Origin of the sequence: Aeromonas cavernicola, assembly GCF_002795305.1 — a bacterium.
Classification (GTDB): Bacteria; Pseudomonadota; Gammaproteobacteria; order Enterobacterales; family Aeromonadaceae; genus Aeromonas; species Aeromonas cavernicola.
In genome coordinates this window covers 1-25,830 of record NZ_PGGC01000094.1, presented here as the reverse complement: position 1 = coordinate 25,830, position 25,830 = coordinate 1, and the positions used below count along the sequence as shown (strand labels likewise).

The window sequence follows — 25,830 nt, the reverse complement described above, 5'->3', positions numbered from 1 at the left end:
TGGTGATAGCTGCTGTCAAAGTGGTTTTACCATGGTCAACGTGGCCGATAGTACCCACGTTAACGTGCGGTTTATTACGCTCAAATTTTTCTTTAGACACGACGTAGTCCTTCTAGGTTAAACCCGCTTACCGTCGTAAGCGGGGAATCTTAAATTATTTAGATTTACGTTCTTCGATCACAGCTTGTGCAACGTTAGTCGGTGCATCGTGATACTTAGCAAACTCCATGGCATAGGAAGCACGCCCTTGGGTTGCTGAACGCAGAGCGGTTGCATAGCCAAACATCTCGGACAGTGGTACAAGCGCACGCACTATTTTACCGGACGGGCCATCTTCCATACCTTCGATCAGGCCACGACGACGGTTCAGGTCACCGATAACGTCGCCCATGTAATCTTCCGGAGTTTCAACTTCTACTTTCATGATCGGTTCGAGCAGAACCGGGTTGGCTTTCATGAAGCCAGCCTTAAAGGCCATGGAAGCAGCGATTTTGAACGCCAGTTCGGAAGAGTCGACATCGTGGTAAGAACCGAAGTGCAGACGCACACCCAGATCCATAACCGGGTAACCAGCCAATGGACCAGATTTGAGCTGCTCGCGGATACCTTTATCAACACCTGGGATGAATTCACCAGGAATGACACCACCTTTGATATCATTGACAAATTCGTAGGCTTTGCCTTCTTCCAACGGGTACATGTCGATCACAACGTGACCATACTGACCACGTCCACCAGACTGCTTGGCGTGCTTACCTTCGATGTCTTTCACGGTATTGCGGATAGTTTCACGGTAGGCAACCTGCGGCTTACCTACGTTCGCTTCTACCTTGAACTCGCGACGCATACGGTCAACGATGATATCCAAGTGCAACTCACCCATACCAGCGATGATAGTTTGACCTGACTCTTCGTCAGTCCATACGCGGAAGGACGGATCTTCCTGAGCTAGACGACCCAGTGCTAGGCCCATCTTCTCTTGGTCAGCCTTGGTTTTCGGCTCAACTGCGATAGAAATTACCGGCTCTGGGAACTCCATACGCTCGAGGATGATCGGCGAGCTCTGATCACACAGGGTGTCACCAGTGGTCACGTCTTTCAGACCGATTGCAGCAGCGATATCACCCGCGCGGACTTCTTTGATCTCTTCACGCTTGTTGGCGTGCATCTGAACGATACGACCAAAACGCTCGCGCTTGTCCTTGACGGAGTTAAGCACGGTGTCACCAGAGTTAACCACACCGGAGTAGACGCGGAAGAAGGTCAGGTTACCAACGAATGGATCGGTAGCAATCTTGAACGCCAGCGCAGAAAACGGTTCATCGTCAGAGGCATGACGTTCATCTTTGGTTTCGCCGTCCATTTTCAGGCCGTCGATAGCAGCTACGTCGGTCGGAGCAGGCAGGTACTCAACAACCGCATCCAGCATTGCCTGTACACCCTTGTTCTTGAACGCCGAGCCACAGGTTACCAAGATGATTTCATTATTCAGCACTCGTTGACGCAGTGCTGTTTTGATTTCATCTTCAGTCAGCTCTTCGCCACCAAGGTATTTTTCCATCAAGTCTTCGGATGCTTCAGCTGCTGCCTCAACAAGAAGCATGCGCAGCTCTTGCGCTTGCTCGAGTAACTCAGCAGGTACATCTTCATAGTCAAAAGACACACCTTGATCAGCTTCGTTCCAGTTGATGGCTTTCATCTTGACTAGATCGACGACACCCTTGAAGTTCTCTTCGGAGCCGATATTAAGCTGAAGGGGGACCGGGTTGCCCTTTAGACGAGTCCGGATGTGTTCAACGCAGCGCAAGAAGTTGGCACCGGTACGGTCCATCTTGTTAACAAAGGCGATACGAGGAACTTTATATTTGTTAGCTTGACGCCATACAGTCTCAGACTGAGGCTGCACGCCACCAACAGCGCAATATACCATCACAGCACCATCCAACACCCGCATAGAGCGCTCAACTTCGATAGTGAAGTCTACGTGACCTGGGGTATCAATGATGTTAATGCGATGTGGTTCAAACTGCTTACCCATGCCAGACCAGAAGGCAGTGGTGGCAGCAGAAGTGATGGTAATACCACGCTCTTGCTCCTGCTCCATCCAATCCATGGTAGCAGTGCCTTCGTGGGTCTCACCGATTTTGTGGTTTACACCCGTGTAAAACAGAACACGTTCGGTAGTAGTTGTTTTACCGGCATCAATGTGAGCAGAGATACCGATATTACGATAACGCTCAATGGGGGTTGTACGAGCCATTGTCATCCTCTTACTAAGGCACTTGTTGTCCCTAGATAATTAAAGGTGCGCAGAGTCCGGAGACTCTGCGCAAGCGGATTACCAGCGGAAGTGAGCGAAAGCCTTGTTCGCTTCAGCCATACGGTGCACGTCTTCACGTTTCTTGACAGACGAACCCTTATTCTCAGCGGCATCCAGCAGCTCGCCAGCCAAACGCTGAGCCATTGATTTTTCACCACGTTTACGAGCGGCATCAACCAACCAGCGCATTGCCAGAGCATTGCGACGTACCGGACGAACTTCAACCGGCACCTGATAAGTTGCACCACCGACGCGACGAGATTTAACCTCGACCGTCGGACGAATGTTATCCAGAGCTTCTTCAAATACAGCCAGGTGCTCTTTGCCGGATTTAGCAGCAATGATATCCAGAGCACCGTATACGATGGCTTCGGAAACAGATTTTTTGCCGTCAACCATTACTACGTTGACGAATTTAGCCAGCAGCTCAGATCCGAACTTGGGATCTGGCAGGATTTTACGCTGACCAACAACACGACGTCTTGGCATTTCAAATTCTCCGTAACTTCAGGGGTTACCCAAAACTAGAAAGTTATCTAACTAGAAACGAATTAACGTTTGGCCTTACTTAACGGAGAACCATTAAGCTTTTGGACGCTTCACGCCATACTTGGAGCGAGCCTGCTTACGGTCTTTAACACCGGCACAGTCCAACGCACCACGCACGGTGTGGTAACGAACACCAGGCAAGTCTTTTACACGACCGCCACGGATCAGAACAACAGAGTGCTCTTGCAGGTTGTGACCTTCACCACCGATATAGGAGGTGACTTCGAAGCCGTTGGTCAGACGTACACGGCACACTTTACGCAGTGCAGAGTTAGGCTTCTTTGGGGTGGTGGTGTATACACGAGTGCACACGCCACGCTTCTGAGGGCACGCTTCCAACGCTGGCACGTTGCTTTTTACAACGAGCTTAATACGTGGCTTGCGAACCAACTGGTTAATAGTTGCCATCAAAAGGCTCCTGATAATGACTTCATAAACATGTGAAAAATCCTCCCCGCATATACGGGGACGCGAAATTTTATGCTCTGCTGTTTGGGGAGTCAAGATTTATACAATTTGCGAGCCCTGGACAGCTACATGTTGATCACTCGGTCTTAATGTTCAGATCGTTGTTACAAGTGCAACACAAACCTAAACGAAGCTCTCCATCCCCATTCATCCACCTCACGAAACCGAATGATTCACTGACAACCAAGCATGCTGATAAGTAACACAAAGGTATTGAACATATGCCGAGCAACGCTGAGTTACGTCGACAAACAGTCAAGTGCATCCACGTTATGGCTAAAAACCATCATCAGACAGGCTGCTAGGTTGTTAGCCGCTCTAATTCACCAATCAGCCAAATGGCTTCGGTGCGATGGCTGCCACAGACATCTGCCATCGGACGAAATCCCCCACACACAGCAGGGCGCTGGGGTTGCGCAAAAATCTTGCAACCGAGCTCGGCATCAAGCTGGATACAAGGTACGCCTGCCGGTTTGCCGTTGGGCATACCAGGAATAGCACTGCTAATACTGGGAGCGATACAACAAGCCCCACAGCCGCTACGACACTCCATTGATCACTCCGTGTGTTTGGGTTGTGACTACTCATCGCTACGAGTCCGCTGCGTATGCCATAAAAAACCCGACCGCTTCTGCGGTCGGGTTTTTTATGGTGCAGGTTAAGTCATTGGTGACGAATCACAGAATGATGTCGCGTACCACGCTGTCTTTGCGTTCAAGGTAATGGATCGACTTGATACGGCGGATGGTACGGGATTTACCACGGATCAGCAGGGTCTCGGTGGTTGCCATCACGCCATCGCTGGTGATGCCGTCCAGCAGATCACCCTTGGTGATGCCGGTGGCGGAGAAGATGACGTTGTCATTCTTGGCCATATCTTCCAGCTTCAGCACTTTGTTAATATCGAGGCCTAACGCTGCACAGCGGGCAATCTCCTGCTCACCCAGTGCACGTACTTCTGAGCTATCCCCCTTGACCCGATGGCGCGGGATCAGGCGAGCCTGCATGTCGCCATCCAACGCCCGGATTACGGCTGCCGAAATCACCCCTTCCGGCGCGCCGCCGATGCCATAGAGCATGTCCACTTCGCTGTCTGGCAGACAGGTGAGGATGGACGCCGCAACATCCCCATCGGGAATGGCGAACACCCGCACGCCCAGACCCTGCATCTCTTTGATCGCTTTATCATGGCGCGGCTTAGCCAAGGTAATGACGGTCAAGCGGGAGAGTGGCTTGCCCAATGCTTTGGCGACCGCTTTGAGGTTAAGCTCAAGAGCCTGATCTAAATCGATAGCCCCCTTGGCTTTTGGGCCGACGATCAGCTTTTCCATATACATGTCGGGGGCCTTGAGGAAAGAGCCCTTGTCGCCGACTGCGAGTACCGCGAGGGCGTTCGCTTGGCCCATCGCGGTCATGCGAGTGCCTTCAATAGGATCGACCGCAATATCAACTGCATCGCCTCGACCTGTCCCAACTTTTTCACCGATATAGAGCATCGGCGCTTCGTCGATCTCACCTTCGCCGATCACAATCTCACCATCGATCTCAATCTGGTTAAGAATGTGGCGCATGGCCGCAACGGCCGCCCCATCAGCGATATTTTTGTCACCACGTCCGAGCCACTTGTAGCCAGCCAGTGCAGCCGCCTCCGTCACTCGGGAAAACTCGATTGCCAGTTCACGTCTCATCGCATATTCAACCTATGGAGCTCGAAAAACGGGCGAAATTCTACCACAAGAGCAAACCTTTGCGCACAAAAGTAGCGCTAATGATCGGGTAAGAGGGGGATTCATCCAAATAGCATAAATCTGACACAAAAAATTCACATACAAGAAACTTAATCGTAAAATCACTTGCCTACCATGGCTCGGTATTTACAACAAAGTCTTACAACACAAGGAATTAAGATGAAAAAGCTGACAGTAGTGGCACTGGCACTGACCGCCGCATTCCAAGCACAAGCTGCTGAAGTTTACAAAAATGACTCCACCTTAGTGGATCTGTATGGTCGCATTTATGCCGGTAACTTCTTTGGCGACAAAAAAGAAAAGGTCGATGCAGTAAATCCGAACGGCATCAGTGATTACAGCCCAAGACAGGGTGCTAACCAATTTATCCGAGTGGGCACCAAGGCTGAAAGCGGGATTCAAAATGGCCTAAAGGCACTGGCTCAGTACGAAATGCAGATCTTTATCAACGACAGCGAGAGAACCTTGGGCGGTGATAACGAAGGTAACTTCCGTACCCGCCTCGCCTTTGCTGGGGTTGGCGCTGACTGGGGTAACGTGACATTTGGTCGCCAGAAAGGGGCCCCTGGCTTCTTGGTTGACTGGACCGACGTTGCACTTTCCGATGGCTATGGTAATGAAGCGTTGGGCGCTGCCACCGACCGGTTTGCCACTAACCGTGCCGCCTCTGTCTTGAAATACTCAGGCCTGTTCAATGGCTTCCAGATCGATACCAGCTACAAATTCGATGGTGGCAAGGTTGAAGATGTTGGTAATGCGAACAGTGACCCCGCTTATGGCGCTGCGGTGGCTTATACCTTCCCATTCAATCTGTCACTGGGCACCGCCTATAACGTCGGCCAACGCCAGCAGCAAGATCAAGACGATGCCAAGTTCTGGCTGCTCTCTGCCAAGTTTGATAACAAAGCTGTCTATGCTGCGCTGAGTTATGCCGATGGCACCGACTTTTTGGCTAACGGTATCGACCACACCGGTTGGGAAGGAGCGCTCGGCTACAACTTCGAGAACGGTTTTGGCCTGATGGCGCTGTGGAGCAAGCAAGAGCAGAAGAACAGCGCAGGTACCAAGAAAGACAACATGGACTACTACACCCTCGGTGCTCAGTACAAGTTCAATAAGAACCTGCGGGTGATTGGCGAGTATCGCATCAACAATCTTGATAGCGTTGCTGGCCAAGCGACTGCTAACCAAGATGATTTCCAACTGGCTGCACGTTACGATTTCTAAGGCTGCCTAGTTGAAGCGACAAGCGCGATGATCTTTCATCGCGCTTTTTCATTTATGCGGCTGGCAAGAGTGCTGCCACCCGCTTCGCTCGTTTCGGCATATTGCTGAGCCTTCCTTGCCTACCCCCTACTTTGGTTGATCCATCTGAGCTTTATCCATCACGGCTTTATTCATCAAGTCATGGTGCGTGGTACGATGCGGCCTATTATGCGAGGGGAATGCCGTTAACCCCGTTGTGCAGCTCCAACGCCTCCACTGCCTTGAATCTTAAGGAGTATTGATGTATCTCCCTGCCCCTTTTGCCGTATCTGATCCCAGCCTCCTCCATCCCTTTATCTTGGCGCACCCACTGGGGGCGTTAGTGACCTATGGCGAGCAGGGATTAGATGCCAACCACCTACCCTTCGCACTTGATAGTACTGCTGGCGAGTTGGGGATCTTGCGTGCGCACGTGGCGCGCAACAACCCGCTCTGGCAGGAGCTACAAGAGGGGAGCGAGGTGCTAGTGATCTTCAAGGCAGTGGATGGTTATATCTCCCCCAGCAGTTATCCCAGTAAACAGATCCATCACCGGCAAGTGCCAACATGGAACTACAGCGTGGTACATGCCCATGGCCGGATCGCCATCCACGATGATGCCCGCTTTATCCGCCGCCTGCTGGCCAACCAGACGCGCCACCATGAAGCGGCAGAAGCGATGCCATGGAAAATGGCTGATGCACCGAGGGACTACATCGAGACAATGGTGCAAGCCGTGGTCGGCATTGAAATCGAGATCAGTCGACTGATCGGCAAATTTAAACTCGGGCAGAACAAGGACGAGGCCGACCGATTGGGGGCTGCCGACGCGTTGCAGGCCAAAGGAGCAACGGAGTTGGCGCAGATGATGCGAGAGCCGCCGGCGTCAACTAAATAGGCGCCATTGACGGGCTGCCAGTGTTGCGCGGTTTGTCTCTTGAATCCCGATTCTCTGGAGCAGGCAGACCCAAAAGAGGGGATATCAGTAATAACCGGTGCCATCACCCCAGCCCAGATCGTGGGAGAGGGGGGCGGTTTAGCATCAGATACGCTTTTCCCGGCTGCGTAACGCCATAGCCTCTGCACCCGACAAGGGCGATGGCTTTGCTTATCTCCCGTAGCGATAGTCGATCCGCTCATTCTTGTGCGGCCCAATGATCTGCCAGCTCAGCAGAAACCCGCTCGCTGTTTCGGTCAGTTCGGCACTGTAATGATCCTGACCACACAGGTGGGGGGTGACGGTTTGCCAACGGCCATCAGGCTGAGGATGTAACTCAAACAATTCGACCGGCTGGTCGTAGCGCAGGTGAGCAAGCCGAATCCCTCGTTCACTGCGCTGCCACCAAAAGCGATTGTGCATGGTGAGTACCCGCCCATGGGGGGTGGTGTAGTGACCACTCTCATTAAATAACCAACCATCCTGATGGGTGGTGACCAGCACCGTACCTTCTGCGGTACCGTTCCAGTCGGTCGCCGAGCCGGCCCCGTTACTCGCTACAAAGTGAAAGGTGTGGATCTCTGCTAGTTGCTGCCATAAACGCTGGATCACAGCCTCTATCTCGGCCATCATAACGCCCTCAAAATTGACAACTGATGATAAATCAATCACATGAACTACTTGATAGGGGTTACCCTGCTCTGGTCATTCTCGTTTAGCCTGATCGGTGTCTATCTCGCTGGCCAAGTCGATGCCTATTTCTCAGTGCTGACCCGTATCGCCCTCGCCATGCTGGTGTTCTTGCCCTTTTTACAGCGCCGCTGGCTAACTCCTCGGCTGGTTTGCCAACTGATGGCGCTGGGCGCCATCCAGCTCGGCATTATGTATCTCTTCTACTACCACTCCTTCCTACTGCTAACCGTGCCGGAAGTGTTGGTGTTCACCATCTTTACCCCGCTTTATGTCACCTTGCTCTATGACTTGCTGGCGGGCCGCTTCAAACCCACCTATTTATGGGGGGCTCTGCTGGCAGTGGCGGGGGCTGCGGTGATCCGCTTCGATGGTTTGACCGAGCGTTATGTGCTGGGATTTTTGGTGGTGCAAGGTGCCAATCTCTGTTTTGCCTTCGGTCAGGTTGGTTACAAGATGCTGCTGGCCCGCCAAACCGATCCTCCTCCCCAGCTCGCTATTTTTGGCTGCTTTTATCTGGGAGCACTGGTCATCGCCCTGCCTGCTTGGTGGTTACTGGGCCAGCCGCACTATCCGACCAGCACTGGGCAATGGGGCATTTTACTGTGGCTCGGGGTAGGAGCCTCAGGCGTTGGCTACTTTCTGTGGAACAAGGGTGCAACCCAGGTGAGCAGCGGGGTGTTGGCCATCATGAACAACGCCCTGATCCCAGCGGGCTTAGTCGTGAATCTGCTGCTGTGGAACAAAGAGACGGATCTGACTCGATTATCCCTAGGGGCCTTGCTGCTGCTGACTTCCCTCTGGGTTTGCCAGCGTGGCCAAGGGCGTCCATCTTAAGCGCTGGCCTCGGCCAGTACGTCCCACACTGGTCGGCTAACTCACCTGACATCACCTTGATAGCCCGCCAGCAAGGTTTGCCAGTTTTTCGGTACAAAGTGGAAGCTGGTGTGCAGTTGGGCCTCTTTGTTGAATGAGCGTAATAGCCGCTCTAGGTTGGCCTTTTGCCACTCCCCGGGGGCGCGGATAGCGCCTTTGTCAAAGTCGATGACCCAGATTTTGCCGGCTTTATCGAGCAACACATTATGGCTGTTGAGATCGGCATGATAGACCCCCGCCTCGTGCAACTGACGCACCGTTTGGCCAATCTGCTGCCAGATGTCATCAGCTAGCGGTCCCTGTTTGAGTAGAGCGACCAAGTCCTTGGCCCCGCGAATCCGCTCGATCAGGATGTCAGCCCGATAGAAAGGGCCATGCTTCACCATGCGGGCGGCAAACGGCCGTGGCACCGGCAACCCTAGATCGCAAAGCGTGGCCAGTAGGCGGTATTCGGCCATGGCGCGGCTCGACTCGACGCCTTCGAACCAGAAGCGATCCCGCACCACTTTGCCGACCATCCCCCCACGATAGTAGTGACGCAGCACAAGATGCTGGCCTTGATCTTTGACAAACCAAGTGACGCCACGACCCATCGCGGAGCCAACCACTTGCCGTTGGCTCTGCCACCATGCGGGGTCAAACAACTGGGGACTAGGGTCAGGAAAAGCGCCGTCGGCGTACCAGCAAACCTGGTTATGGTCGGTGTGTATCTGCATCTGATGATCCCGCGTGGTGGGCCGTATGTGGTGGGTCTTAGACAATCAGGTGCCGATGACAGTGCCATCATCACCCGTTCCTGTGCACGCTACGTCCCGATGATTGACCTGCACGACTCACCTTAAGCAGCCTCATCAACGCCGCCTTGTCATGATCCGTGCCGGTGGATAACTGCGGGCGATTTTACAATCCACAGGGGAGTTTGCATAATGCCATCCACTCTCTTTTCGCCAGTCGTGCGCCACATTATGCCGCTATTTCAAACCCCTCCCTCTTCCATCTGCATTTTGCGACTCTCTGCTATCGGGGATTGCTGCCACGCGCTGGCGCTGGTGCGGGTCATTCAGCGGGCATGGCCGCAAACCCGTATCACCTGGGTCACGGGCAGCATAGAAGCAACCCTGTTTGCTGACCTGCCGGGGGTTGAGATCATCCCCTTCGACAAGCGCAAAGGCTGGCGCGGCTACCGCGATCTCTGGCGCACCCTCAAAGGGCGCAAGTTTGATGCTCTGCTGCACCTGCAAGCCGCCATGCGCGCCAGTATCGCCACCCTCGGTATTCAAGCCAAGGTTAAGCTCGGCTTTGACCGGGAGCGGGCCAACGATGGTCAGTGGCTGTTTACCAACCATAAAGTGCCATCCCCCACCTCTCCCCATGTGTTAGATGGTTTCCTCGCCTTCGCCAAAGAGCTGGGCATAGACGATCTCACTCCTGACTGGCAACTGCCCATCAGTGCCGAGCATCGCGCTTGGGCGCAGCAGAAGATTGGCGGCAAGCCGACTCTGCTGATTTGTGCCGCCGCGAGCAAAGCGTTCAAGAACTGGACTGCGGCAGGCTATGCCGCGCTGGCTGATCACGCCGCCAGCAAGGGCTTTCAAGTCTACCTCTGTGGCGGGCCAGCCCAATTAGAGCGGGATCTGGCCGCCGAGATCCAGCAACGCAGCCAGCACAAACCGGTTGATCTGGTGGGGCAGACTAACCTCAAGCAGCTGTTAGCCCTGATCGACGAGGCAAGTCTGGTGCTGGCTCCCGACACGGGGCCAACTCATATGGCAACCTTGGTGGGGACCCCGGTGATCGGGCTTTATGCGCACCATAATCCGGCCCGCACTGGGCCCTATTTGTGCCGCGAGTACGTGGTGAGCATCTATCAGACGCTGATCGAGCAGCAGACCGGCCAATCTGTGGCCGAGCTGGGTTGGCGTACTCGTCTGAAAGACCCTGCTGCCATGGCAAGCATCACCGATGCGCAGGTGATTGCCACCTTTGATCGTCTCTGCACTGATCTGCAGCTGTGTGATTGAAGGATGCCACTGGATGTGTGTGAGTTGTTGAGCGGAGATCACTTCGCTATGAGGGTGATGATCCGGCACAATCCCTGCGCGATCATTTTGTTATCCGCCACCTTCTGTTAAAATTCGCCGCCTTTACATCCCCCTAATCCTGAATTGTGGCGTGTTTTATCTTGGGTCGTCTCCCGCTCGGGTAGTAAGACGACGGCCTTTGCTACCACTAAAACACGGCGATCGCTTAAAGGTACTGACATGGCGCAACAAGGCACTCTCTACATCATCTCCTCTCCGAGCGGCGCGGGTAAATCTAGCCTGATCAATGCCTTGCTAACTCAACATAACGCCGCAGGTAAGATGCAGCTGTCAGTTTCTCACACCACTCGGGCGATGCGACCCGGTGAAGAGCAAGGGGTGCATTATCACTTTGTCTCGGTCGAGGCATTCAAGGCGCTGATTGCGAGCGGCGATTTTTTGGAGTGGGCCGAAGTGTTTGGCAACTATTACGGCACCTCACGCGCTGCCATCGAAACCTCGCTGGCGCAAGGCATCGATGTGTTCCTCGATATCGACTGGCAGGGCGCCCGCCAAATTCGCCAGCAGATGGCCACTAAATCGATTTTTATTCTGCCGCCGAGCCGCGCAGAGTTGGAGCAACGTTTGATTGGCCGTGGTCAAGATAGTCATGAGGTCATCGCCGGCCGGATGGCGAAAGCCATTGCTGAAATGGTGCACTACGATGAGTATGACTATGTCATTATCAATCAAGACTTCGAGCTGGCCCTGTTCCAACTGCGGGCCATTATCGAGAGCCAGCGCCTGGAAATACGCCAACAGCAGCAAGCGCAACAAAACTTGCTGCAACAGTTGCTGGCAGAGTAGGGTAAAAACAAGTAAACTTTTGCGTCATTTTTAAACACCGCTTTTTTACATCGAGAAAGCCCAACCACTGGAGTCCTGCATGGCACGCGTTACTGTAGAAGATGCTGTAAAACAGGTAGGTAACCGCTTTGACCTGGTGCTGGTCGCCGCCCGCCGCGCCCGTCAAATCGCGGTTCAAGGCAAAGATCCCCTAGTCGACGAAGAGAACGACAAACCGACCGTGATCGCCCTGCGTGAAATCGAACAGGGTCTGGTCAACAACCAGGTCATGGATACCCAGGACCGCTACGAGCAGCAAGAACAGGAAGCAGCTGAATTAGCTGCCGTTGCTGCCATTGCTGAAGGCCGCGGCTAAGTCAGCTATTGCCTAATGGTGGCACCAGCCTTGGTGCCACCGGTTCCCCCCATTTACAACCGCTCGAAAACCTCGCACACTCAGGTTTACCCTCTCATCGCAAAAGATGCCGTTTCATCGCTGCGGGGATTATCTTGTATCTATTTGAAAACCTTAAAGAAGTAGCCAGTTCGTACCTGCCTGCAGAACAGGTCGAGAAGCTTAGGCAAGCCTATGTGGTGGCCCGTGATGCCCATCAGGGTCAAATGCGTTCCAGTGGTGAGCCCTACATTACTCACCCAGTGGCGGTTGCCCGCATTCTGGGGGATATGCACCTCGATCACGAAACCCTGATCGCGGCAGTGTTACACGACGTCATCGAAGATACCCCCGTCACTAAAGAAGATCTTGCCCACCAATTTGGCGATCCTGTGGCCGAATTGGTCGCCGGCGTCTCTAAACTGGACAAGCTGAAGTTTCGCGATCGCAAAGAGGCCCAAGCCGAAAATTTCCGCAAGATGGTGATGGCCATGACTCAAGATATTCGAGTCATTTTGATCAAGTTGGCCGACCGAACTCACAACATGCGCACCCTCGGTTCACTACGGCCAGATAAGCGCCGCCGCATTGCCCGTGAGACCCTAGAGATTTTTGCCCCCATCGCTAACCGCCTCGGTATTCACACCATGAAGAACGAGCTGGAAGAGTTGGGGTTTGAAGCGCTCTACCCGATGCGCTCGCGGGTGCTGCGTGAGTCTGTGCGCCGTGCGCGTGGTAATCGCCGTGAGATCATCGAGGCGATCCAAAGCGAAATCAGTGGCCGCCTGCGAGAGGCTGGGATTGAGCATCAGGTCAGTGGCCGTGAGAAAAACCTGTTCTCTATCTACAACAAGATGGAGAAAAAAGAGCTGCAATTTCATGAGGTAATGGATATCTACGCGTTTCGCGTCAGAGTCAAAGACGTGGATACCTGCTACCGCGTTCTGGGCCAGATGCACAGTCTGTACAAACCTCGCCCCGGTCGCTTCAAAGACTACATCGCCATCCCTAAGACCAACGGCTACCAGTCACTGCATACCTCGCTCGTCGGCCCGCACGGCGTACCGGTTGAGGTACAAATTCGCACCGAGTTTATGGATCAGATGGCCGATAAAGGGGTCGCAGCGCATTGGGCTTATAAACAAGATGGCGACAGTTCAGGCACGACCGCACAAATTCGCGCACAGCGCTGGATGCAAAGCCTGCTGGAACTACAACAGAGTGCGGGAAGCTCTTTTGAATTTATTGAAGGGGTTAAGACCGATCTGTTCCCGGATGAAATTTATATCTTCACCCCGGAAGGGCGCATTATGGAGCTGCCAGCAGGGGCCACCCCCGTTGATTTTGCCTATACCGTACATACCGACATTGGCCACGCCTGTGTCGGGGCCAGAGTAGATCGCCACCCCTATTCCCTCAGTAGTTCGCTGCACTCGGGGCAGACGGTCGAGATCATCACCGCTCCCGGCGCCCGTCCGAATGCTGCTTGGCTCAACTTTGTGGTGACCACTAAGGCGCGCTCTAAGATCCGCCAGTATCTGAAGAATTTGCGTACCGAAGAGTCAGTAGTGCTGGGCCGCCGCCTGCTCAACCATGCGCTGGGCGCCAAAAATATCGAAGATATTCCCACCTTACGGATCCAGCAGGTATTAGCAGACACCAAGCACGATAACTTGCAGGGGTTGTTAGCAGATGTGGGGCTTGGCAACGCCATGAGCGTGATGGTGGCCCGCCGCATGTTAGGCGATGAGCTGCCAGCAGAAGATCAGCCGAAAACCAGCAGCAAAAAGATGCCGATCAAGGGTGCCGATGGCATGTTGGTCACCTTCGCCAACTGCTGTCGCCCGATCCCAGGGGATGCCATTATCGCCCATATCAGCCCCGGCAAAGGCTTGGTTATCCACCAAGAGACATGCCGTAACATCAAGGGTTATGGCAAAGAACCAGATAAATACTTACCGGTTCAGTGGGAAGTGGATAAAGAGCAAGAACAAGAGTTCAAAACCGGTATCAGCATCGAGATCGTTAACCATCAGGGCGCGCTGGCGGAACTGACCAACGTCATTGCCGCGACAGGGGCCAACATCCACGGCATTAGTACCGAGGAAAAAGATGGACGGGTCTATCAGGTCACGTTGCTGATCACCACCAAGGGGCGGATCCACCTTGCCAATATCATGCGCAAAATCCGGGTCATGCCCAATGTGCTCAAGGTGAGCCGACAAAAGAACTGAATACAGGCGGCGCAAGCCGCCTGCTGCTTTTATTGAGATGAGTGATGACACCTGCACGCTTTAAACGAATTTCCGCCATGCTGGCCCAACGGCAGCTAGACCTCACCGTCTGTATGGAAGAGGTACATAAACCGCATAATCTCGCTGCTATCGTGCGAACTGCCGATGCAATTGGTATTCATCGCGTCCATGCCGTGTGGCCAAAGAGTTGGATTCACAAACGCAAAGGGACTGCCCGTGGCAGCCAAAACTGGGTGGATGTAAAACTGCACCCAGACATCACCAGCGCGGTTACCGAGTTAAAAAGCGCGGGGATGCAGATCTTGGCCACTCACCTATCCGACAACTCAGTGGACTTTCGCACCATCGACTACACCAAACCCACCGCCATCTTGGTCGGGCAAGAGAAACACGGCATTGGTGAAGAGGCGCTGGCCTTAGCCGATCACCATATCGTCATCCCGATGGTGGGCATGGTGCAGTCCCTCAACGTATCAGTGGCTGCGGCGGCAATCTTGTATGAAGCCCAGCGCCAACGTGAACTGGCCGGCTGCTACCAACGGGGCTGCCCACTCAGTCTGGCAGAGCAAAACAGTATCCTGTTTGAGGGGGGCTACCCCATTTATGCGCAACTCTGCAAAGAAAAAGAGATGCCCTACCCCCCGCTTGGCACGACAGGTGAGATCTTGGCCGACGAGCATTGGTGGCAGCAGATGCAGCTGACCCGCAAAGGTTGGGTTGCTCAACATGATGACGTCCCCTTAACTGAGCCTTAGGTGATGAACGCTAAGCCATTGCCCAATCCCTACCAGCTGAGCACCGAGCAGGCTTTGCCCTCCTTGTATCAACAGACGCTACCCGATTTTTGGACAACACACGCCATCGAGGGGGTGTTTGCAGGAAAAGAGGGGATCGCCATCCGCTATGCGGTGCTGCGTCAACCTCGGATTGAACGCGTTATCTTGATCATCAATGGCCGCGCAGAGAGTTATCTCAAATATCAAGAGCTGGCTTGGGATCTCTGGCACCAAGGTTATAGCCTCTACCTTATCGATCATCGTGGCCAAGGCTTGTCAGGACGGCTGCTCGATGACCCAGAGCAGGGATATGTCGAGCAGTTCGACGACTATGTGCAGGATTTCAAACAATTTTACGATGACATCGTGCGGCCAGACCAACCTACCAAAGTCTTCCTGCTCGCTCATTCCATGGGGGCCGCTATCGCCATCCGCTATCTGGCCCGCTGGCCCGCTGGCATTACCGCCGCCGCCCTCTGCTCGCCGATGTTAGGGATCAACCTCGGTGGCTTACCTAAATGGTTCGCCAAAGGGCTAACCGCCGTCATGGCCAAGTTGGGCAGATGGCTTGGCAGGCCCCCCTATGGCCCCGGTCAGGGCCGGTATCAGGCTCATCCGTTTCCCAATAACGGCCTAACGCATAGTCAGGTGCGCTATCACGCCTTTCAGCGCCTCTGCGAACAGCATCCTCAGATCAAGTTAGGGGGCGCGACCGCGCACTGGATCTCCCAAGGAATTAGCGGGGCTGATGGGGCGATGGCAGATGCTGCCAGCCTGACCACGCCGCTCTTGATCTTGCAGGCGGGTGAAGAGTCGGTGGTGGATAATCGGGCTCAAGATCAATTCTGCCGCTGCGCGCCTTGTGCGGGGGGCAAGCCACTGCGCATCGCGGGGTCTTGGCATGAGCCACTGATGGAAGCGGACCCCCAGCGTCTGGCTGCGCTAAACGCGACCCTGGCTTTTTTTGAGCGCTTTTAAGCGGAGTTATTTTTTGTTTTCCTAAATAAATGGGGTAGCTACCCACGCGGGGGTACACTGCTCCAGCGTTAACTAGATGCTGAGGTAATAATGTTTAAGGTAGTTGTATCCGATCTCGATGGCACCCTGCTCAACAAGCAGCACCAGATATCCCCCCGCACCCGAGCCACCCTGCACCGTTTAGCCCAACAAGGCATCAAATTCGTGGTCGCCACTGGCCGTCACCACGTCGACGTGCGCAGCTTTCGTGATGCACTGGGGATGGATATCTACCTCATTACCTCTAATGGTGCCGTGGTGCATGACAAGCAAGATCAGCTGGTGTTTAACCAGCCACTGCCTGCCGAGATTGCCGCAGAACTGATCGCGTTGGAGCGAGATCCTGCTATTCACCTCAATGTTTATCAAGGAGATGAGTGGCTGGTGGAAGAGGAGTTACCTTGGTTGTTGCAGTTTCACGATGAGTCGGGCTTTACCTACCGGCTGGTGGATGACTTAAGCAAGGAGCCCAAAGAGCAGATCAACAAGGTGTTCTATATCGGCGACCACGACAAACTGGTGCAGATCGAGCGTCATCTTAACCAGCGTTATGGCGACCAGATTAACGTCACCTTCTCCCTGCCCGACTGTCTTGAAGTGATGCACGCCGAGGTACATAAGGGCCATGCGGTGCGCGCCGTCTTGGCGCAACATGGCTTTGAAATGTCGCAGGCGATCGCCTTTGGTGACGGCATGAACGACCTAGAAATGTTGAGCATGGTGGGGCTCGGCGTGGTGATGGGCAATGCCCATGATCGCCTCAAATTAGCCTTACCCGACCATGAGCGAACCCTGACATCAGATGAAGATGGGGTGGCTGTTTACCTAGAGCAGCTCTTTTCCTTAGACGTCGACCACTAACAAAGGTCGGTAGCCACGGACACCTAGCTACGCCTTCACCCGTAAAAATAGAGCCAGTCAGCATCACTGACTGGCTCACGGTCTCGTTGGCTAACCTCGCGTGTTTATCAGGCTTGCCGCATGAATTAGAGGTTCTCTTCGGCAAATGAGGCCAATTTACTGCGCACGACCCCATTGAGGAAGATGTTGGCACTGCCATCAAAATCTTTGAAACGCTCGACGATATAGGTCAGACCCGAGGTCACAGGGCTCAGGTAGCTGGAGTCAATTTGGGCAAGGTTACCGGAGCAGACGATCTTGGTGCCTTCGCCGCAACGGGTGATGATGGTCTTGATTTGGGAGGCCGTCAGGTTCTGGCACTCATCCAACAGCACGAAGGTGTTTTGAATGCTGCGCCCACGCATGAAGTTGACCGATTTGAACTGGATGTTGGCCTTCTCCATGATGTAGCTGAGCGAGCCGCTCATGTTCTCATCCTGTTTGTGCAGCACCTCCAAGGTGTCGGTCACCGCCGCCAGCCAAGGCATCATTTTCTCCTCCTCGGTGCCGGGCAAGAAGCCGATGCTTTCGGCAATTTCTGGGGTGTTACGGGTCACAATGACTTTTTCGTAAATCCCTTTTTCAATCACCAACTCCAACGCAGCCGCCATCGCCAGCAGGGTTTTACCGCAGCCGGCAGGCCCAGTCAGGATCACCAGATCGATGTGCGGATCGAGCAAGGCATCAAGGGCCATCCCTTGATAAACATTCTTGGGGTGTACCCCCCAAGCCTTGCGCGACAGCAAGCGCTCACGACCGAGATCCTTGAGCCGGATCTTCTGGCCATCGTGGCTCAGTACCCGAGCGGCGAAGAAATTCTCCTCATCCAGCAGGTACTGGTTAACGTGTACTCCTTCGAGCAGATTGGCATCGACCACATGAATGGTATCGCGGCCATGGGTTTCACTCTCGCACTCGCCCACCCGCTCCCAAAAGCTACCAGGCACCACCTGAAAACCCTTGGCAAGCAGACGAATGTCGTCAATCAGCTGGTCACTGCGATAATCTTCAACGCCTGCCATCCCAGCGCCTTTCGCTTTCAGGCGCATATTGATGTCTTTGGTGACCAGGACCACCTGACGTTTTAGTTCGTGTTTTTGCAGATAAAGCGCGGCATTAATGATCCGATTATCGGCCTCCTTATCGGTGAACACCTCGGCATCTTGTGGCAGGTGATAGTCACTGAAGATGCTGATGTGGCCGCTGGCCTCTCCCGCCAGCTTAACCCCTTGGGCTATCTGCTCTGGGGTGGCGTCACGAAAGACATCCTCTAAGGCCCGGATGGCGATCCGCGCATCGCGGCTGACATCCTTGTGGCGATCTTTGATGTTGTCGAGCTCTTCCAACACTGTCATGGGGATGAGCACGTCGTGCTCTTTGAAGGAGTAAATAGCGAGGGGTTCGTGAAGCAGAACGTTTGTATCTAGGATAAACAGCTTTCGGTCCGTGTTGTCCATAAGCATCCTCCTTGGCACTGCAGGTGCCACGTATGTGAATTTCAGATGTCATTGAAACCACACAGCCGTGACAGTTTTATTACCTACAACGCTACGCCCGATTTTACTAGTTCGCAACAAATCAGCTCGCAATGACAACTGTTTGTCTATAAAAACACCACATGCACGGAGAGCAACAAGGTTTTCGAGTGGGCACCAAAAAAAGGGTTCGCTAGAGACTCACTCGTTCACCCGCCATTGGTTGGTGAGTCCCAAGGCGCCAGCCTGTCAGGACTCGGGTTATCAGGAGCCATTCCCCTTGTTCGTTGTTAGGCTGCGCTTGCTGTACGTTTGGTTCCATTGCGGCGCCCACTGCCTGAGTTACTGGTTGCCGCCCCCTTGCGCCGCACAAAACGTCGCTTGCTAGCGTTAGCCGTATCGCTGGGCAGGGCACTAAAACTGGCCCCTGAATCGTGTCTGGCACCGTCGATCAGACCATGAAGCTGCTCGGTGAGCGGCGCCATAAACTGCTGGTAGTTGGCGTGGCGCTCGGCGATTTGACCAAGGCTCTGCTCCCACAGCGCGGTCATGTCCGGCAGGGTGGCACTGGCTGGCAACGCTTGCACCAGCGCCCGCCCGGTCGGAGTCGCCTTAATGCTCTTACCTTGGCGCACCAGAAAACGGCGCTTGAACAGCAGGTCGATAATGCCCGCTCGGGTCGCCTCGGTGCCGAGGCCGTCGGTGTCGCGCAGGGTTTTGCGGATCTCGGGATCCTGCACATAGCGGGCGATGCCGGTCATGGCGGCCAGCAGGGTGGCATCGGTGAACGACTTGGGCGGCTGGGTCATCTTCTCTTGCAGCTCGCCCCGCTCGCACAGCAGTTGCTCCCCTTCTTTGAGAGCTGGCAGGGTGCCCGCTTTCTCTTCGTCGTCATCCTCTTCCACCCCGAGCAGTGCCTTCCAGCCCGCCTTGAGGATGCGCCGGGCCTTGGCCTGAAACAGGCCACCGGCGATGCGCAGCAGCACCTTGCTGTCGTTGTATTCGAACAGGGGATAGAACTGCAGCAAGTACTGGCGGGCAATCAGGCCATAGAGCTTCGCCTCGTCGGCCCCCAGCGTGGCGGGGTTGCCCTGCTTCTCGGTGGGAATGATGGCGTGATGAGCATCCACCTTGCTGTCGTTCCACGCCTTGCTGCGGATCTTGCCATCTGCCTCGCTCACCGCCTTGGCCAGCGCAGGATCAGTGGCAGCGATGGCGCCACGCACCTGCTCGGCCCGCTTGAAGTGGTCAGTCGGCAGATAGCGGCTGTCGGAACGCGGATAGGTGATCAGCTTGTGGCGCTCGTAGAGGCCCTGGCAGATGTCGAGCACCCGCTTGGCATCCATGCCGAACCGCTTGGCTGCATCGATCTGCAAACTGGATAGGTTGTAGGGCAGTGGCGCGGCCTGCTTGCGGGCCTGCTCCTCCACCGATTCGACCTGCGCAGGCTGGCCGTTGATCCGGCTCACCACCTTGTCGGCCAGCGCCCGGTTGAGCACCCGCCCCTCCTCATCCTGCCACGGCAGGCAGGCTTCGGACGGCAGCCACTTGGCCGTAAATCGCTCGTTGCCGTCGGTCAGCAGGTGGGCCAGCACCTCGTAGAAGGGTTTGGGCACGAAGGCCTCGATTTCGAGATCCCGCCGCACCACCAGCCCGAGCAGCGGGGTCTGCACCCGGCCGACCGAGAGCAGCTCGCTGCAACCGGCCTTGCGCCCGAGCAGGGTGTAGGCGCGGGTCATGTTGATGCCATAGAGCCAATCGGCCCGGCTACGGGCCAGCGCGGAGACCGCCAGCGGCACGAACTCCTTGTTGTCCCGCAGCTTATCGAGGGCGCGGCGCACCGCAGGCGGATTGAGATCGCTGATGAGACAACGCTGCACTGGTTTGGTTTTCGGGTAGCCGAGAAAATCGATCACCTCATCCACTAGCAGTTGCCCTTCCCGGTCCGGGTCACCGGCGTTGACCACGCAGTCCGCCTGCTTGATCAGCCGCTTGATAACGGTGAGCTGGGTTTTGGTCTTCGGCTTGGCCACCAGCTGCCACTGGGTAGGGATGATGGGCAGGTGCTCCATCCGCCACTGCTTGAAGGCGCCGTCATAGGCATCGGGCTCGGCCTGCTCCAGCAGATGGCCGATACACCAAGTGACCACATCCCCTTGGGCGGTTTCGATAAAACCGTCACCCTTCTTGTGGGGCTTGGGCAGGGCATCGGCAATGGCGCGGCCCAAGGTGGGCTTCTCAGCGATAAAGAGTCGCATTGGGGGTTACCTGCAATACTGTATATGCAAACAGTATACAACCCCCGCCAAGAAAGCCAACCTAGCGCCGTCAGTCGAACGGTTGATCGTGAATAGCAGCAAACAAGCGGGCCTGATTGAGCCGCGGTGCATAGTGAAAGGCGTTGTCGCCATCCTCTGCCAGCAAGTAGTCGGTCAGCTGTTCACGCACCGCATCTTGCAGGGTATCGAGCTGCCATGGCTTAGCGAGGTAGTAGTGCAACCCGCCGCGATTGACCGCCGCCACGGTGGCCTCTAATCCCGCCTGCCCAGTGAGCAGTAATTTGCGACTGGCGCGGGTGCTGGCGCGCTGGTTGAGTTCGACCAAAAAATCGACCCCCAAGGTGCCCGGCATGATGTGGTCACAGAGGATAAGCGCTAATTTGCCCCCTTCGCTCTCCCACTCATTCAGCACCTCCCGCGCCTCATCGACGCTCTCGGCGGCCTCTAGCTCAAAATGGGAGCTGAACGGAGTGAGATCGTGGATCACCGCATCCAGCACCTCCCGCTCATCGTCCACACACAAGATCAGATAATGTTTCATGTTACTCCTCCTTGGCGGCATGGCAGCGGCCTGCCGATTACGGATGCGGGCCACTCAGGCTGCATCGTCATTGTGGTCAGCTCCCCGACTGCTCTTGCTGTGATCCTGATGGGCTAACGGCAAGCAGACTCGCATCCGGGTATAGCGGCCCAGCTCAGAATCCACCTCGATCCGGCCATGGTGATGCTGCACAATTTGCTGAGCGACGCTCAACCCAATCCCCAAGCCAAAGTGGCCCTCACGCTTGGTGGTGAAATTGAGCTCAAAGATCCGCGCCTGCAACTCGGGCGCAATCCCGCAGCCAGCATCCTCGATCTCCACCATCACCCAGCCGGGCTCCAGCAGACCAGTGCGCACTGTCAGCCGTCCCGGCGTTGCCATCGCATCCAGACTGTTGGCAATCAGGTTGGTCCACACCTGCTGCAGGGCGATCGGGTGGCAATAGAGCGGCGGTAACGTTTGATACTCTTTGTGAAGATCGTGCTGCTTGAGGCGGTTTTCGAACATCATCAGGGTATCTTCCAGCCCCTCGTGCAAATCCACCAGCGACAGCTCGGCGCTATCTTGGCGAGCATACTGCTTAAGGCTTTTAACCAGATCGCCGATGCGCCGCGCGCACACCTCGATATTGCGCAAAAAGCTGCCGGTCTGTTGAAACTGGGCCAACTGAGCCAATAGCGCTGCACGCTCCTCGGCGGTGCGGCTGGCAAACCAGCGCTGCCAACTCTGCTCGTCATCCAAATCCATTTGGACCGCTTGGCGGGCCAACTGGCGATCCCCAAAACGCCCCTCGGCGTGGCGAGTTTTGGCGCGAATATCACTGGTCGACACCGGTTGTGCCTGCAATGCCCGACAGAGGGTCTGATTGCCAAGGGTTTTAATGGCCGCGGGTAATGCGAGATTCACCAACTCAGGAATGGCGGCCCGCAGGGTCTCGCTGCCACGGATAATGGCGGCGACCGGATTATTCAGTTCATGGGCGACACCGGCCACCAGCTGGCCAAGCATCGCCATCTTTTCGCTCTCCATCAATTGCTGATGGGCTGCATCGAGCGAGGCCAAGGTCTGCTGTAAGCGGATTTCGGTGCGAATACTGTTTTGTAAGCGGCGGTTAAAATGGCGCAGCAACAAATTGGTGAACGAGGGGAGCAGCTCACTGCGGGCCTGCATCACCCGCGAGAACTGCAACTTATCGAGTTTGATCACATCGACCTTGGTCAAGGTGATGCCCGTGGTAAAAGCAGGCTCACCGGTAACAAACGACATGCCCCCCACCAGTGCCCCCGCCTGATAACGCACCACCTCTTGCTGTTGCCCCTGCTCATCACGCTTACGCAGCACCACCTCTCCGTTGGCGATAAACCACAGGAAGCTATTCGGCTCCCCTTCGCGGGTCAACACATGGCCGGGGCTGTAGCGGCGGCACGCTCGGGCATCATCGTTGCCATCAAAAAATTGGTAGAGCCCCTCGATCACCGCCCGCGATAACGCTTCGTCACTGCAATGGGTGTAATCCATAAAGCCCTGTCGGTATTGGGCTAATTGACGGTCGACGTGGGCACGCAGCAAGGGCTGGGAGTCGAGCACAGCGGCATAGCTCAGTAAATCCGCCTCGGGATGCTGCAAGACAAACTGCCCCGCCTGTTCGATCACCGCTCGGCGTAGGCTGCCATCGCGCCAAGGTCGCTGTAGGTAGTAGTCAAGCCGCCCCAAGTTCACCGCGTCGATGATCGAGTTCATCTCGGGCTGGCTGCCGAGCAACACCTTGCGGCACGCTTCGTGGCGGCTGCCTAAGCGGATCAGAAAATCGGCCCCACGGCCATCCCCCAAATCGCTATCGCACACCACCACCGCTGGCGGCTGCCCTAGGCTATCTAGCTCATCGAGTGCTTGGGTGGCGGCCTCTAAACCAATCACCACCCGCAGTGTGAAGTGACTACGCAGTGGGGCCAGCTCCTGCTCAACGTCGGTCAGCAAGGGGCGATCAGCGGCGACACACAACAGGGAGAAAGCGGGCATTGGCGTGACTCCGTACTGGGTAAGAAGCCACTATAACAATGAATGTTTGAGGTTTTTGCGAGGCAGCTAACAGTGATGAGTAGGCAGCCGATAACAGGGGTGGTGTGGTGCAGTGCAGTGCAGTGCAGTAAACAGGCACTCTGCGCTGACCAGCGGGGCTGGGGTGCGGTTTTACCACAACCCAACATGGTAAATTCACGCTATTGAGGTGAGAATGATTGTGAAGCTCTAGTTTGCAACATATAACTTATGTCAGATATTCCTTACCCATTCGTTCGAGCCGATGATGAAGATGCCTTCTCTGTTTGCCCTGCTCATTGCTGCTGCAATGCTAACCCCCTCCTTCATAAACAGCGCTTATGCGAAAACCTTCTCCGCTAGTCAGAGTGGATTTATCGAAAAATCGCACACGACCGGCCATGTGACAGGCCTCAGCGCCGCCTCGTTTGTCGTGGCCAATCACCGTACCGGTGAGGTGCTCTCCGCCCGCAATAGCCAGCGCGTGATGCCGATAGCCTCCCTGACCAAGCTGATGACGGCGCTGGTGGTGCTAGACGCTAACTTGCGTCTCAATGAGATGCTCACCATCAGCAAAGCGGACATAGACCGCCTTAAAGGAACAGGCTCACGGCTGGCTATTGGTTCTCGCCTTAGCCGCGCTGAAATGCTGCACATTGCCCTGATGTCGTCTGAAAACCGCGCGGCATCGGCGCTGGCTCGGCACTATCCCGGTGGCCAACGGGCATTTGTTGAGGCCATGAATGCCAAAGCGCGGATGTTGGGGATGTGGAATACCCGCTACGCCGACAGCACAGGGCTCAATCCGCGTAATGTCTCCACCGCTCAAGATTTGGCCAAGCTAGCGGTCGCCGCGGCGGCCTATCCGCTGATCCGCCAATACTCAACCGATGATCAAAGCTATGTCCGTACCAACAAGCGCCAGCTGCATTACCGCAACTCTAACCGCTTGATCCGAGAAGGTGAGTGGGAGTTTACCCTGTCCAAGACCGGCTATATCCGCGAAGCAGGCCGCTGCTTGGTACTCGGGACCAAGGTCGGCAACGAGCCGGTGATCATGGTGCTATTGAATGCGCCAACCACCAATGACCGAGCGGCTGATGCCAAACGAATCAAAACTTGGCTAGAGAGTTCAGGCAGAACCACGGTGGCGGCTAATTAACAACGTGGTGTCAGCTCAGGTGATAACCTTCATCCGAGCCGACACCAGCCCCACCCGCTTGCCGATTCAGCCGCAGTGCTCCCCCGCCTGACATCGGCACAGGTTACGTACCCTCGCGGTAATATCTCCGAACTATCTCCACCCTATCTCGTACTTTCGTAACCCTCCCGGCAAACGCGCTGCGCACCATCGTAAGCGCCTTTTGCATCTTCTCCCCCGATCCCCGACAATTCCCACTCCTGTGAAGTGACGGAAATGGCTCGGCTTTTCCGGCGCTCATCCCCTCTTGTGAATTGGCGGGAGTCGTCCATGTTTACCCTCTACCACTCCAATCAGCTGGATCTGCTCAAGGAGCTGCTGGTCAACCATATCCGGCAAGCCCCTCTCTCTCACCCCTTCGATCGGGAGCAGATCCTGGTGCAGAGTCCGGGCATGGCCCAGTGGCTCAAGCTGGAGCTGGCCAACGCCTTCGGCATCGCCGCCAATATCGACTTTCCGCTGCCCGCCAGCTTTATCTGGGAGATGTTCACCCGGGTGCTGGCGGATGTACCGCGCCAGAGCCCCTACAACAAGGGATCCATGAGTTGGCAGCTGATGACCATTCTGCCCGCCCTGCTGGAGCGCCCCGCCTTTGCCCCGCTCGCCGCCTATCTGGGCGGGGGAGATGAGGAGGCTCCTGCCCGAACGCTTGCGCAGGCGCCCGAGCAAGTTCGGCTGTGGCAGCTCTGCCAGCAGGTAGCGGATCTCTTTGACCAGTATCTGGTCTACCGGCCGGACTGGATCGCCCGTTGGGAAGAAGGGGAAGGATTGAGTCAGGAGCTGGCCGGGGTGAGCGGTCAGGATTGGCAGCCCGAGCTGTGGCGCGAGCTGGTGGCCCGCACCTTGGCGCTCTCTCCGAGCGGCTACCACCGCGCCAACCTCTACGAGGAGTTTATCCACGAGCTGGAGCGTACTGCCGAGCTGCCGGGCAAGTTGCCGCAACGGGTGTTTGTGTTCGGCATCTCGGCGCTGCCGCCGCGCTATGTGGAGGCGCTGCTGGCCCTCGGCAGCCGACCGGAGGTGGAGGTGCACCTGTTCGTCACCAACCCCTGCCGCTACTACTGGGGTGATCTGCTGGATCGCAAGACCCTGGCTCGGTTGGAGAACAAGCTCAAACCCGGTACCGATATCGAGACGTTGCAGGGCCCCGCCAACCCGCTGCTCGCCTCCATGGGCAAGCTGGGGCGCGATTACCTGCATCAGCTGATGGAGCTGGAGGTGCCGCACATCGAGGCCTTCGTCGATATCGACGCAG

Annotated in this window: 24 protein-coding genes; 12 read left to right on the top strand and 12 right to left on the bottom strand. The window is 55.6% G+C overall.

The genetic code is table 11. The features are described 5' to 3' along the window. From CUC53_RS10955 to glpX, 6 genes are all read right to left on the bottom strand, one after another. The coding region (locus CUC53_RS10955) for a GTP-binding protein (protein WP_201796754.1) at nt 1-100 on the bottom strand (100 nt) is incomplete at its 3' end. Nucleotides 101-154: 54 nt separating this feature from the next. Continuing rightward, nucleotides 155-2,260 (bottom strand): elongation factor G, encoded by a 2,106-nt coding sequence (gene fusA, locus CUC53_RS10950; protein ID WP_100294199.1) that lies wholly within the window; start codon nt 2,258-2,260, stop codon nt 155-157. 78 nt (nt 2,261-2,338) lie between these two features. Next, a complete protein-coding gene (gene rpsG / locus CUC53_RS10945) occupies nt 2,339-2,809 on the bottom strand; it encodes a 30S ribosomal protein S7 (protein ID WP_100294198.1) in 471 nt (156 codons plus the stop codon). A 93-nt stretch (nt 2,810-2,902) separates the two neighbouring features. Beyond that, the gene (gene rpsL / locus CUC53_RS10940; RefSeq protein WP_005306278.1) at nt 2,903-3,277 is read right to left on the bottom strand and encodes a 30S ribosomal protein S12; all 375 of its coding nucleotides are present in this window, start codon (nt 3,275-3,277) and stop codon (nt 2,903-2,905) included. A gap of 361 nt (nt 3,278-3,638) precedes the next feature. After that, a complete protein-coding gene (locus CUC53_RS10935) occupies nt 3,639-3,890 on the bottom strand; it encodes a YkgJ family cysteine cluster protein (protein ID WP_100294197.1) in 252 nt (83 codons plus the stop codon). Between the two features lie 124 nt (nt 3,891-4,014). Continuing rightward, nucleotides 4,015-5,025: a class II fructose-bisphosphatase gene (gene glpX / locus CUC53_RS10930; RefSeq protein ID WP_100294196.1), complete on the bottom strand. Its 1,011-nt coding sequence runs from the start codon at nt 5,023-5,025 to the stop codon at nt 4,015-4,017. Nucleotides 5,026-5,244: 219 nt separating this feature from the next. On the opposite strand from glpX, the gene CUC53_RS10925 reads away from it, so the two are divergent. Together CUC53_RS10925 and CUC53_RS10920 are read left to right on the top strand one after the other, a co-directional pair. Further along, nucleotides 5,245-6,312 (top strand): porin, encoded by a 1,068-nt coding sequence (locus tag CUC53_RS10925; RefSeq protein ID WP_100294195.1) that lies wholly within the window; start codon nt 5,245-5,247, stop codon nt 6,310-6,312. Between the two features lie 280 nt (nt 6,313-6,592). Continuing rightward, nucleotides 6,593-7,228 (top strand): FMN-binding negative transcriptional regulator, encoded by a 636-nt coding sequence (locus CUC53_RS10920; RefSeq protein WP_100294194.1) that lies wholly within the window; start codon nt 6,593-6,595, stop codon nt 7,226-7,228. 210 nt (nt 7,229-7,438) lie between these two features. Here CUC53_RS10920 and CUC53_RS10915 read toward each other — a convergent pair whose 3' ends face one another. Beyond that, a complete protein-coding gene (locus tag CUC53_RS10915) occupies nt 7,439-7,897 on the bottom strand; it encodes a DUF6314 family protein (protein ID WP_100294201.1) in 459 nt (152 codons plus the stop codon). 42 nt (nt 7,898-7,939) lie between these two features. Between CUC53_RS10915 and CUC53_RS10910 the strand changes: the two genes are divergently transcribed. Beyond that, nucleotides 7,940-8,794: an EamA family transporter gene (locus CUC53_RS10910; RefSeq protein ID WP_100294193.1), complete on the top strand. Its 855-nt coding sequence runs from the start codon at nt 7,940-7,942 to the stop codon at nt 8,792-8,794. A gap of 41 nt (nt 8,795-8,835) precedes the next feature. On the opposite strand, the gene CUC53_RS10905 is transcribed toward CUC53_RS10910, so the two are convergent. After that, complete coding sequence (locus tag CUC53_RS10905) at nt 8,836-9,549, bottom strand: 3-deoxy-D-manno-octulosonic acid kinase (RefSeq protein WP_100294192.1); 714 nt, start codon at nt 9,547-9,549, stop codon at nt 8,836-8,838. Nucleotides 9,550-9,798: 249 nt separating this feature from the next. Between CUC53_RS10905 and CUC53_RS10900 the strand changes: the two genes are divergently transcribed. The 7 genes from CUC53_RS10900 to CUC53_RS10870 all read left to right on the top strand — a co-directional run bounded on the left by CUC53_RS10900 (nt 9,799) and on the right by CUC53_RS10870 (nt 17,003). Then, entirely contained in the window at nt 9,799-10,854 is a 1,056-nt protein-coding gene (locus CUC53_RS10900) for a glycosyltransferase family 9 protein (RefSeq protein WP_100294200.1), read from the top strand. A 240-nt stretch (nt 10,855-11,094) separates the two neighbouring features. Then, nucleotides 11,095-11,721, top strand: a complete 627-nt coding sequence (gene gmk / locus CUC53_RS10895) for a guanylate kinase (RefSeq protein WP_100294191.1) — start codon at nt 11,095-11,097, stop codon at nt 11,719-11,721. 79 nt (nt 11,722-11,800) lie between these two features. Beyond that, nucleotides 11,801-12,076 (top strand): DNA-directed RNA polymerase subunit omega, encoded by a 276-nt coding sequence (gene rpoZ, locus CUC53_RS10890; protein ID WP_100294190.1) that lies wholly within the window; start codon nt 11,801-11,803, stop codon nt 12,074-12,076. Between the two features lie 134 nt (nt 12,077-12,210). Beyond that, complete coding sequence (spoT, locus tag CUC53_RS10885; RefSeq protein WP_100294189.1) at nt 12,211-14,328, top strand: bifunctional GTP diphosphokinase/guanosine-3',5'-bis pyrophosphate 3'-pyrophosphohydrolase; 2,118 nt, start codon at nt 12,211-12,213, stop codon at nt 14,326-14,328. A 44-nt stretch (nt 14,329-14,372) separates the two neighbouring features. Beyond that, on the top strand, nt 14,373-15,104 hold the full coding sequence (trmH, locus tag CUC53_RS10880; RefSeq protein ID WP_100294188.1) for a tRNA (guanosine(18)-2'-O)-methyltransferase TrmH: 732 nt from the start codon (nt 14,373-14,375) through the stop codon (nt 15,102-15,104). A 3-nt stretch (nt 15,105-15,107) separates the two neighbouring features. Next, nucleotides 15,108-16,103: an alpha/beta fold hydrolase gene (locus CUC53_RS10875; protein WP_100294187.1), complete on the top strand. Its 996-nt coding sequence runs from the start codon at nt 15,108-15,110 to the stop codon at nt 16,101-16,103. Between the two features lie 90 nt (nt 16,104-16,193). Beyond that, nucleotides 16,194-17,003 (top strand): Cof-type HAD-IIB family hydrolase, encoded by an 810-nt coding sequence (locus tag CUC53_RS10870; protein ID WP_100294186.1) that lies wholly within the window; start codon nt 16,194-16,196, stop codon nt 17,001-17,003. Nucleotides 17,004-17,128: 125 nt separating this feature from the next. Here CUC53_RS10870 and CUC53_RS10865 read toward each other — a convergent pair whose 3' ends face one another. From CUC53_RS10865 to CUC53_RS10850, 4 genes are all read right to left on the bottom strand, one after another. Next, entirely contained in the window at nt 17,129-18,499 is a 1,371-nt protein-coding gene (locus CUC53_RS10865; RefSeq protein ID WP_100294185.1) for a PhoH family protein, read from the bottom strand. 308 nt (nt 18,500-18,807) lie between these two features. Next, nucleotides 18,808-20,775: a DNA topoisomerase III gene (locus CUC53_RS10860; protein WP_100294184.1), complete on the bottom strand. Its 1,968-nt coding sequence runs from the start codon at nt 20,773-20,775 to the stop codon at nt 18,808-18,810. Nucleotides 20,776-20,845: 70 nt separating this feature from the next. Then, complete coding sequence (locus CUC53_RS10855) at nt 20,846-21,337, bottom strand: response regulator (RefSeq protein WP_100294183.1); 492 nt, start codon at nt 21,335-21,337, stop codon at nt 20,846-20,848. Between the two features lie 54 nt (nt 21,338-21,391). Then, nucleotides 21,392-23,356: an ATP-binding protein gene (locus tag CUC53_RS10850; protein ID WP_100294182.1), complete on the bottom strand. Its 1,965-nt coding sequence runs from the start codon at nt 23,354-23,356 to the stop codon at nt 21,392-21,394. A gap of 283 nt (nt 23,357-23,639) precedes the next feature. On the opposite strand from CUC53_RS10850, the gene pbpG reads away from it, so the two are divergent. Next, complete coding sequence (pbpG, locus tag CUC53_RS10845; protein ID WP_420808060.1) at nt 23,640-24,536, top strand: D-alanyl-D-alanine endopeptidase; 897 nt, start codon at nt 23,640-23,642, stop codon at nt 24,534-24,536. A gap of 309 nt (nt 24,537-24,845) precedes the next feature. Next, the coding region (locus tag CUC53_RS10840) for an exodeoxyribonuclease V subunit gamma (RefSeq protein ID WP_201796753.1) at nt 24,846-25,830 on the top strand (985 nt) is incomplete at its 3' end.

Coding starts and splice junctions, on each gene's coding strand:
- CUC53_RS10910 (WP_100294193.1), top strand. CDS start 7,940: ATGAACTACTTGATAGGGGTTACCCTGCTCTGGTCATTCTCGTTTAGC.
- CUC53_RS10915 (WP_100294201.1), bottom strand. CDS start 7,897: ATGGCCGAGATAGAGGCTGTGATCCAGCGTTTATGGCAGCAACTAGCA.
- trmH (WP_100294188.1), top strand. CDS start 14,373: ATGACACCTGCACGCTTTAAACGAATTTCCGCCATGCTGGCCCAACGG.
- CUC53_RS10860 (WP_100294184.1), bottom strand. CDS start 20,775: ATGCGACTCTTTATCGCTGAGAAGCCCACCTTGGGCCGCGCCATTGCC.
- CUC53_RS10870 (WP_100294186.1), top strand. CDS start 16,194: ATGTTTAAGGTAGTTGTATCCGATCTCGATGGCACCCTGCTCAACAAG.
- gmk (WP_100294191.1), top strand. CDS start 11,095: ATGGCGCAACAAGGCACTCTCTACATCATCTCCTCTCCGAGCGGCGCG.
- CUC53_RS10935 (WP_100294197.1), bottom strand. CDS start 3,890: ATGGAGTGTCGTAGCGGCTGTGGGGCTTGTTGTATCGCTCCCAGTATT.
- rpsG (WP_100294198.1), bottom strand. CDS start 2,809: ATGCCAAGACGTCGTGTTGTTGGTCAGCGTAAAATCCTGCCAGATCCC.
- glpX (WP_100294196.1), bottom strand. CDS start 5,025: ATGAGACGTGAACTGGCAATCGAGTTTTCCCGAGTGACGGAGGCGGCT.
- pbpG (WP_420808060.1), top strand. CDS start 23,640: ATGATGAAGATGCCTTCTCTGTTTGCCCTGCTCATTGCTGCTGCAATG.
- CUC53_RS10850 (WP_100294182.1), bottom strand. CDS start 23,356: ATGCCCGCTTTCTCCCTGTTGTGTGTCGCCGCTGATCGCCCCTTGCTG.
- CUC53_RS10900 (WP_100294200.1), top strand. CDS start 9,799: ATGCCGCTATTTCAAACCCCTCCCTCTTCCATCTGCATTTTGCGACTC.
- rpoZ (WP_100294190.1), top strand. CDS start 11,801: ATGGCACGCGTTACTGTAGAAGATGCTGTAAAACAGGTAGGTAACCGC.
- CUC53_RS10865 (WP_100294185.1), bottom strand. CDS start 18,499: ATGGACAACACGGACCGAAAGCTGTTTATCCTAGATACAAACGTTCTG.
- CUC53_RS10855 (WP_100294183.1), bottom strand. CDS start 21,337: ATGAAACATTATCTGATCTTGTGTGTGGACGATGAGCGGGAGGTGCTG.
- fusA (WP_100294199.1), bottom strand. CDS start 2,260: ATGGCTCGTACAACCCCCATTGAGCGTTATCGTAATATCGGTATCTCT.
- CUC53_RS10875 (WP_100294187.1), top strand. CDS start 15,108: ATGAACGCTAAGCCATTGCCCAATCCCTACCAGCTGAGCACCGAGCAG.
- CUC53_RS10920 (WP_100294194.1), top strand. CDS start 6,593: ATGTATCTCCCTGCCCCTTTTGCCGTATCTGATCCCAGCCTCCTCCAT.
- CUC53_RS10925 (WP_100294195.1), top strand. CDS start 5,245: ATGAAAAAGCTGACAGTAGTGGCACTGGCACTGACCGCCGCATTCCAA.
- CUC53_RS10905 (WP_100294192.1), bottom strand. CDS start 9,549: ATGCAGATACACACCGACCATAACCAGGTTTGCTGGTACGCCGACGGC.
- rpsL (WP_005306278.1), bottom strand. CDS start 3,277: ATGGCAACTATTAACCAGTTGGTTCGCAAGCCACGTATTAAGCTCGTT.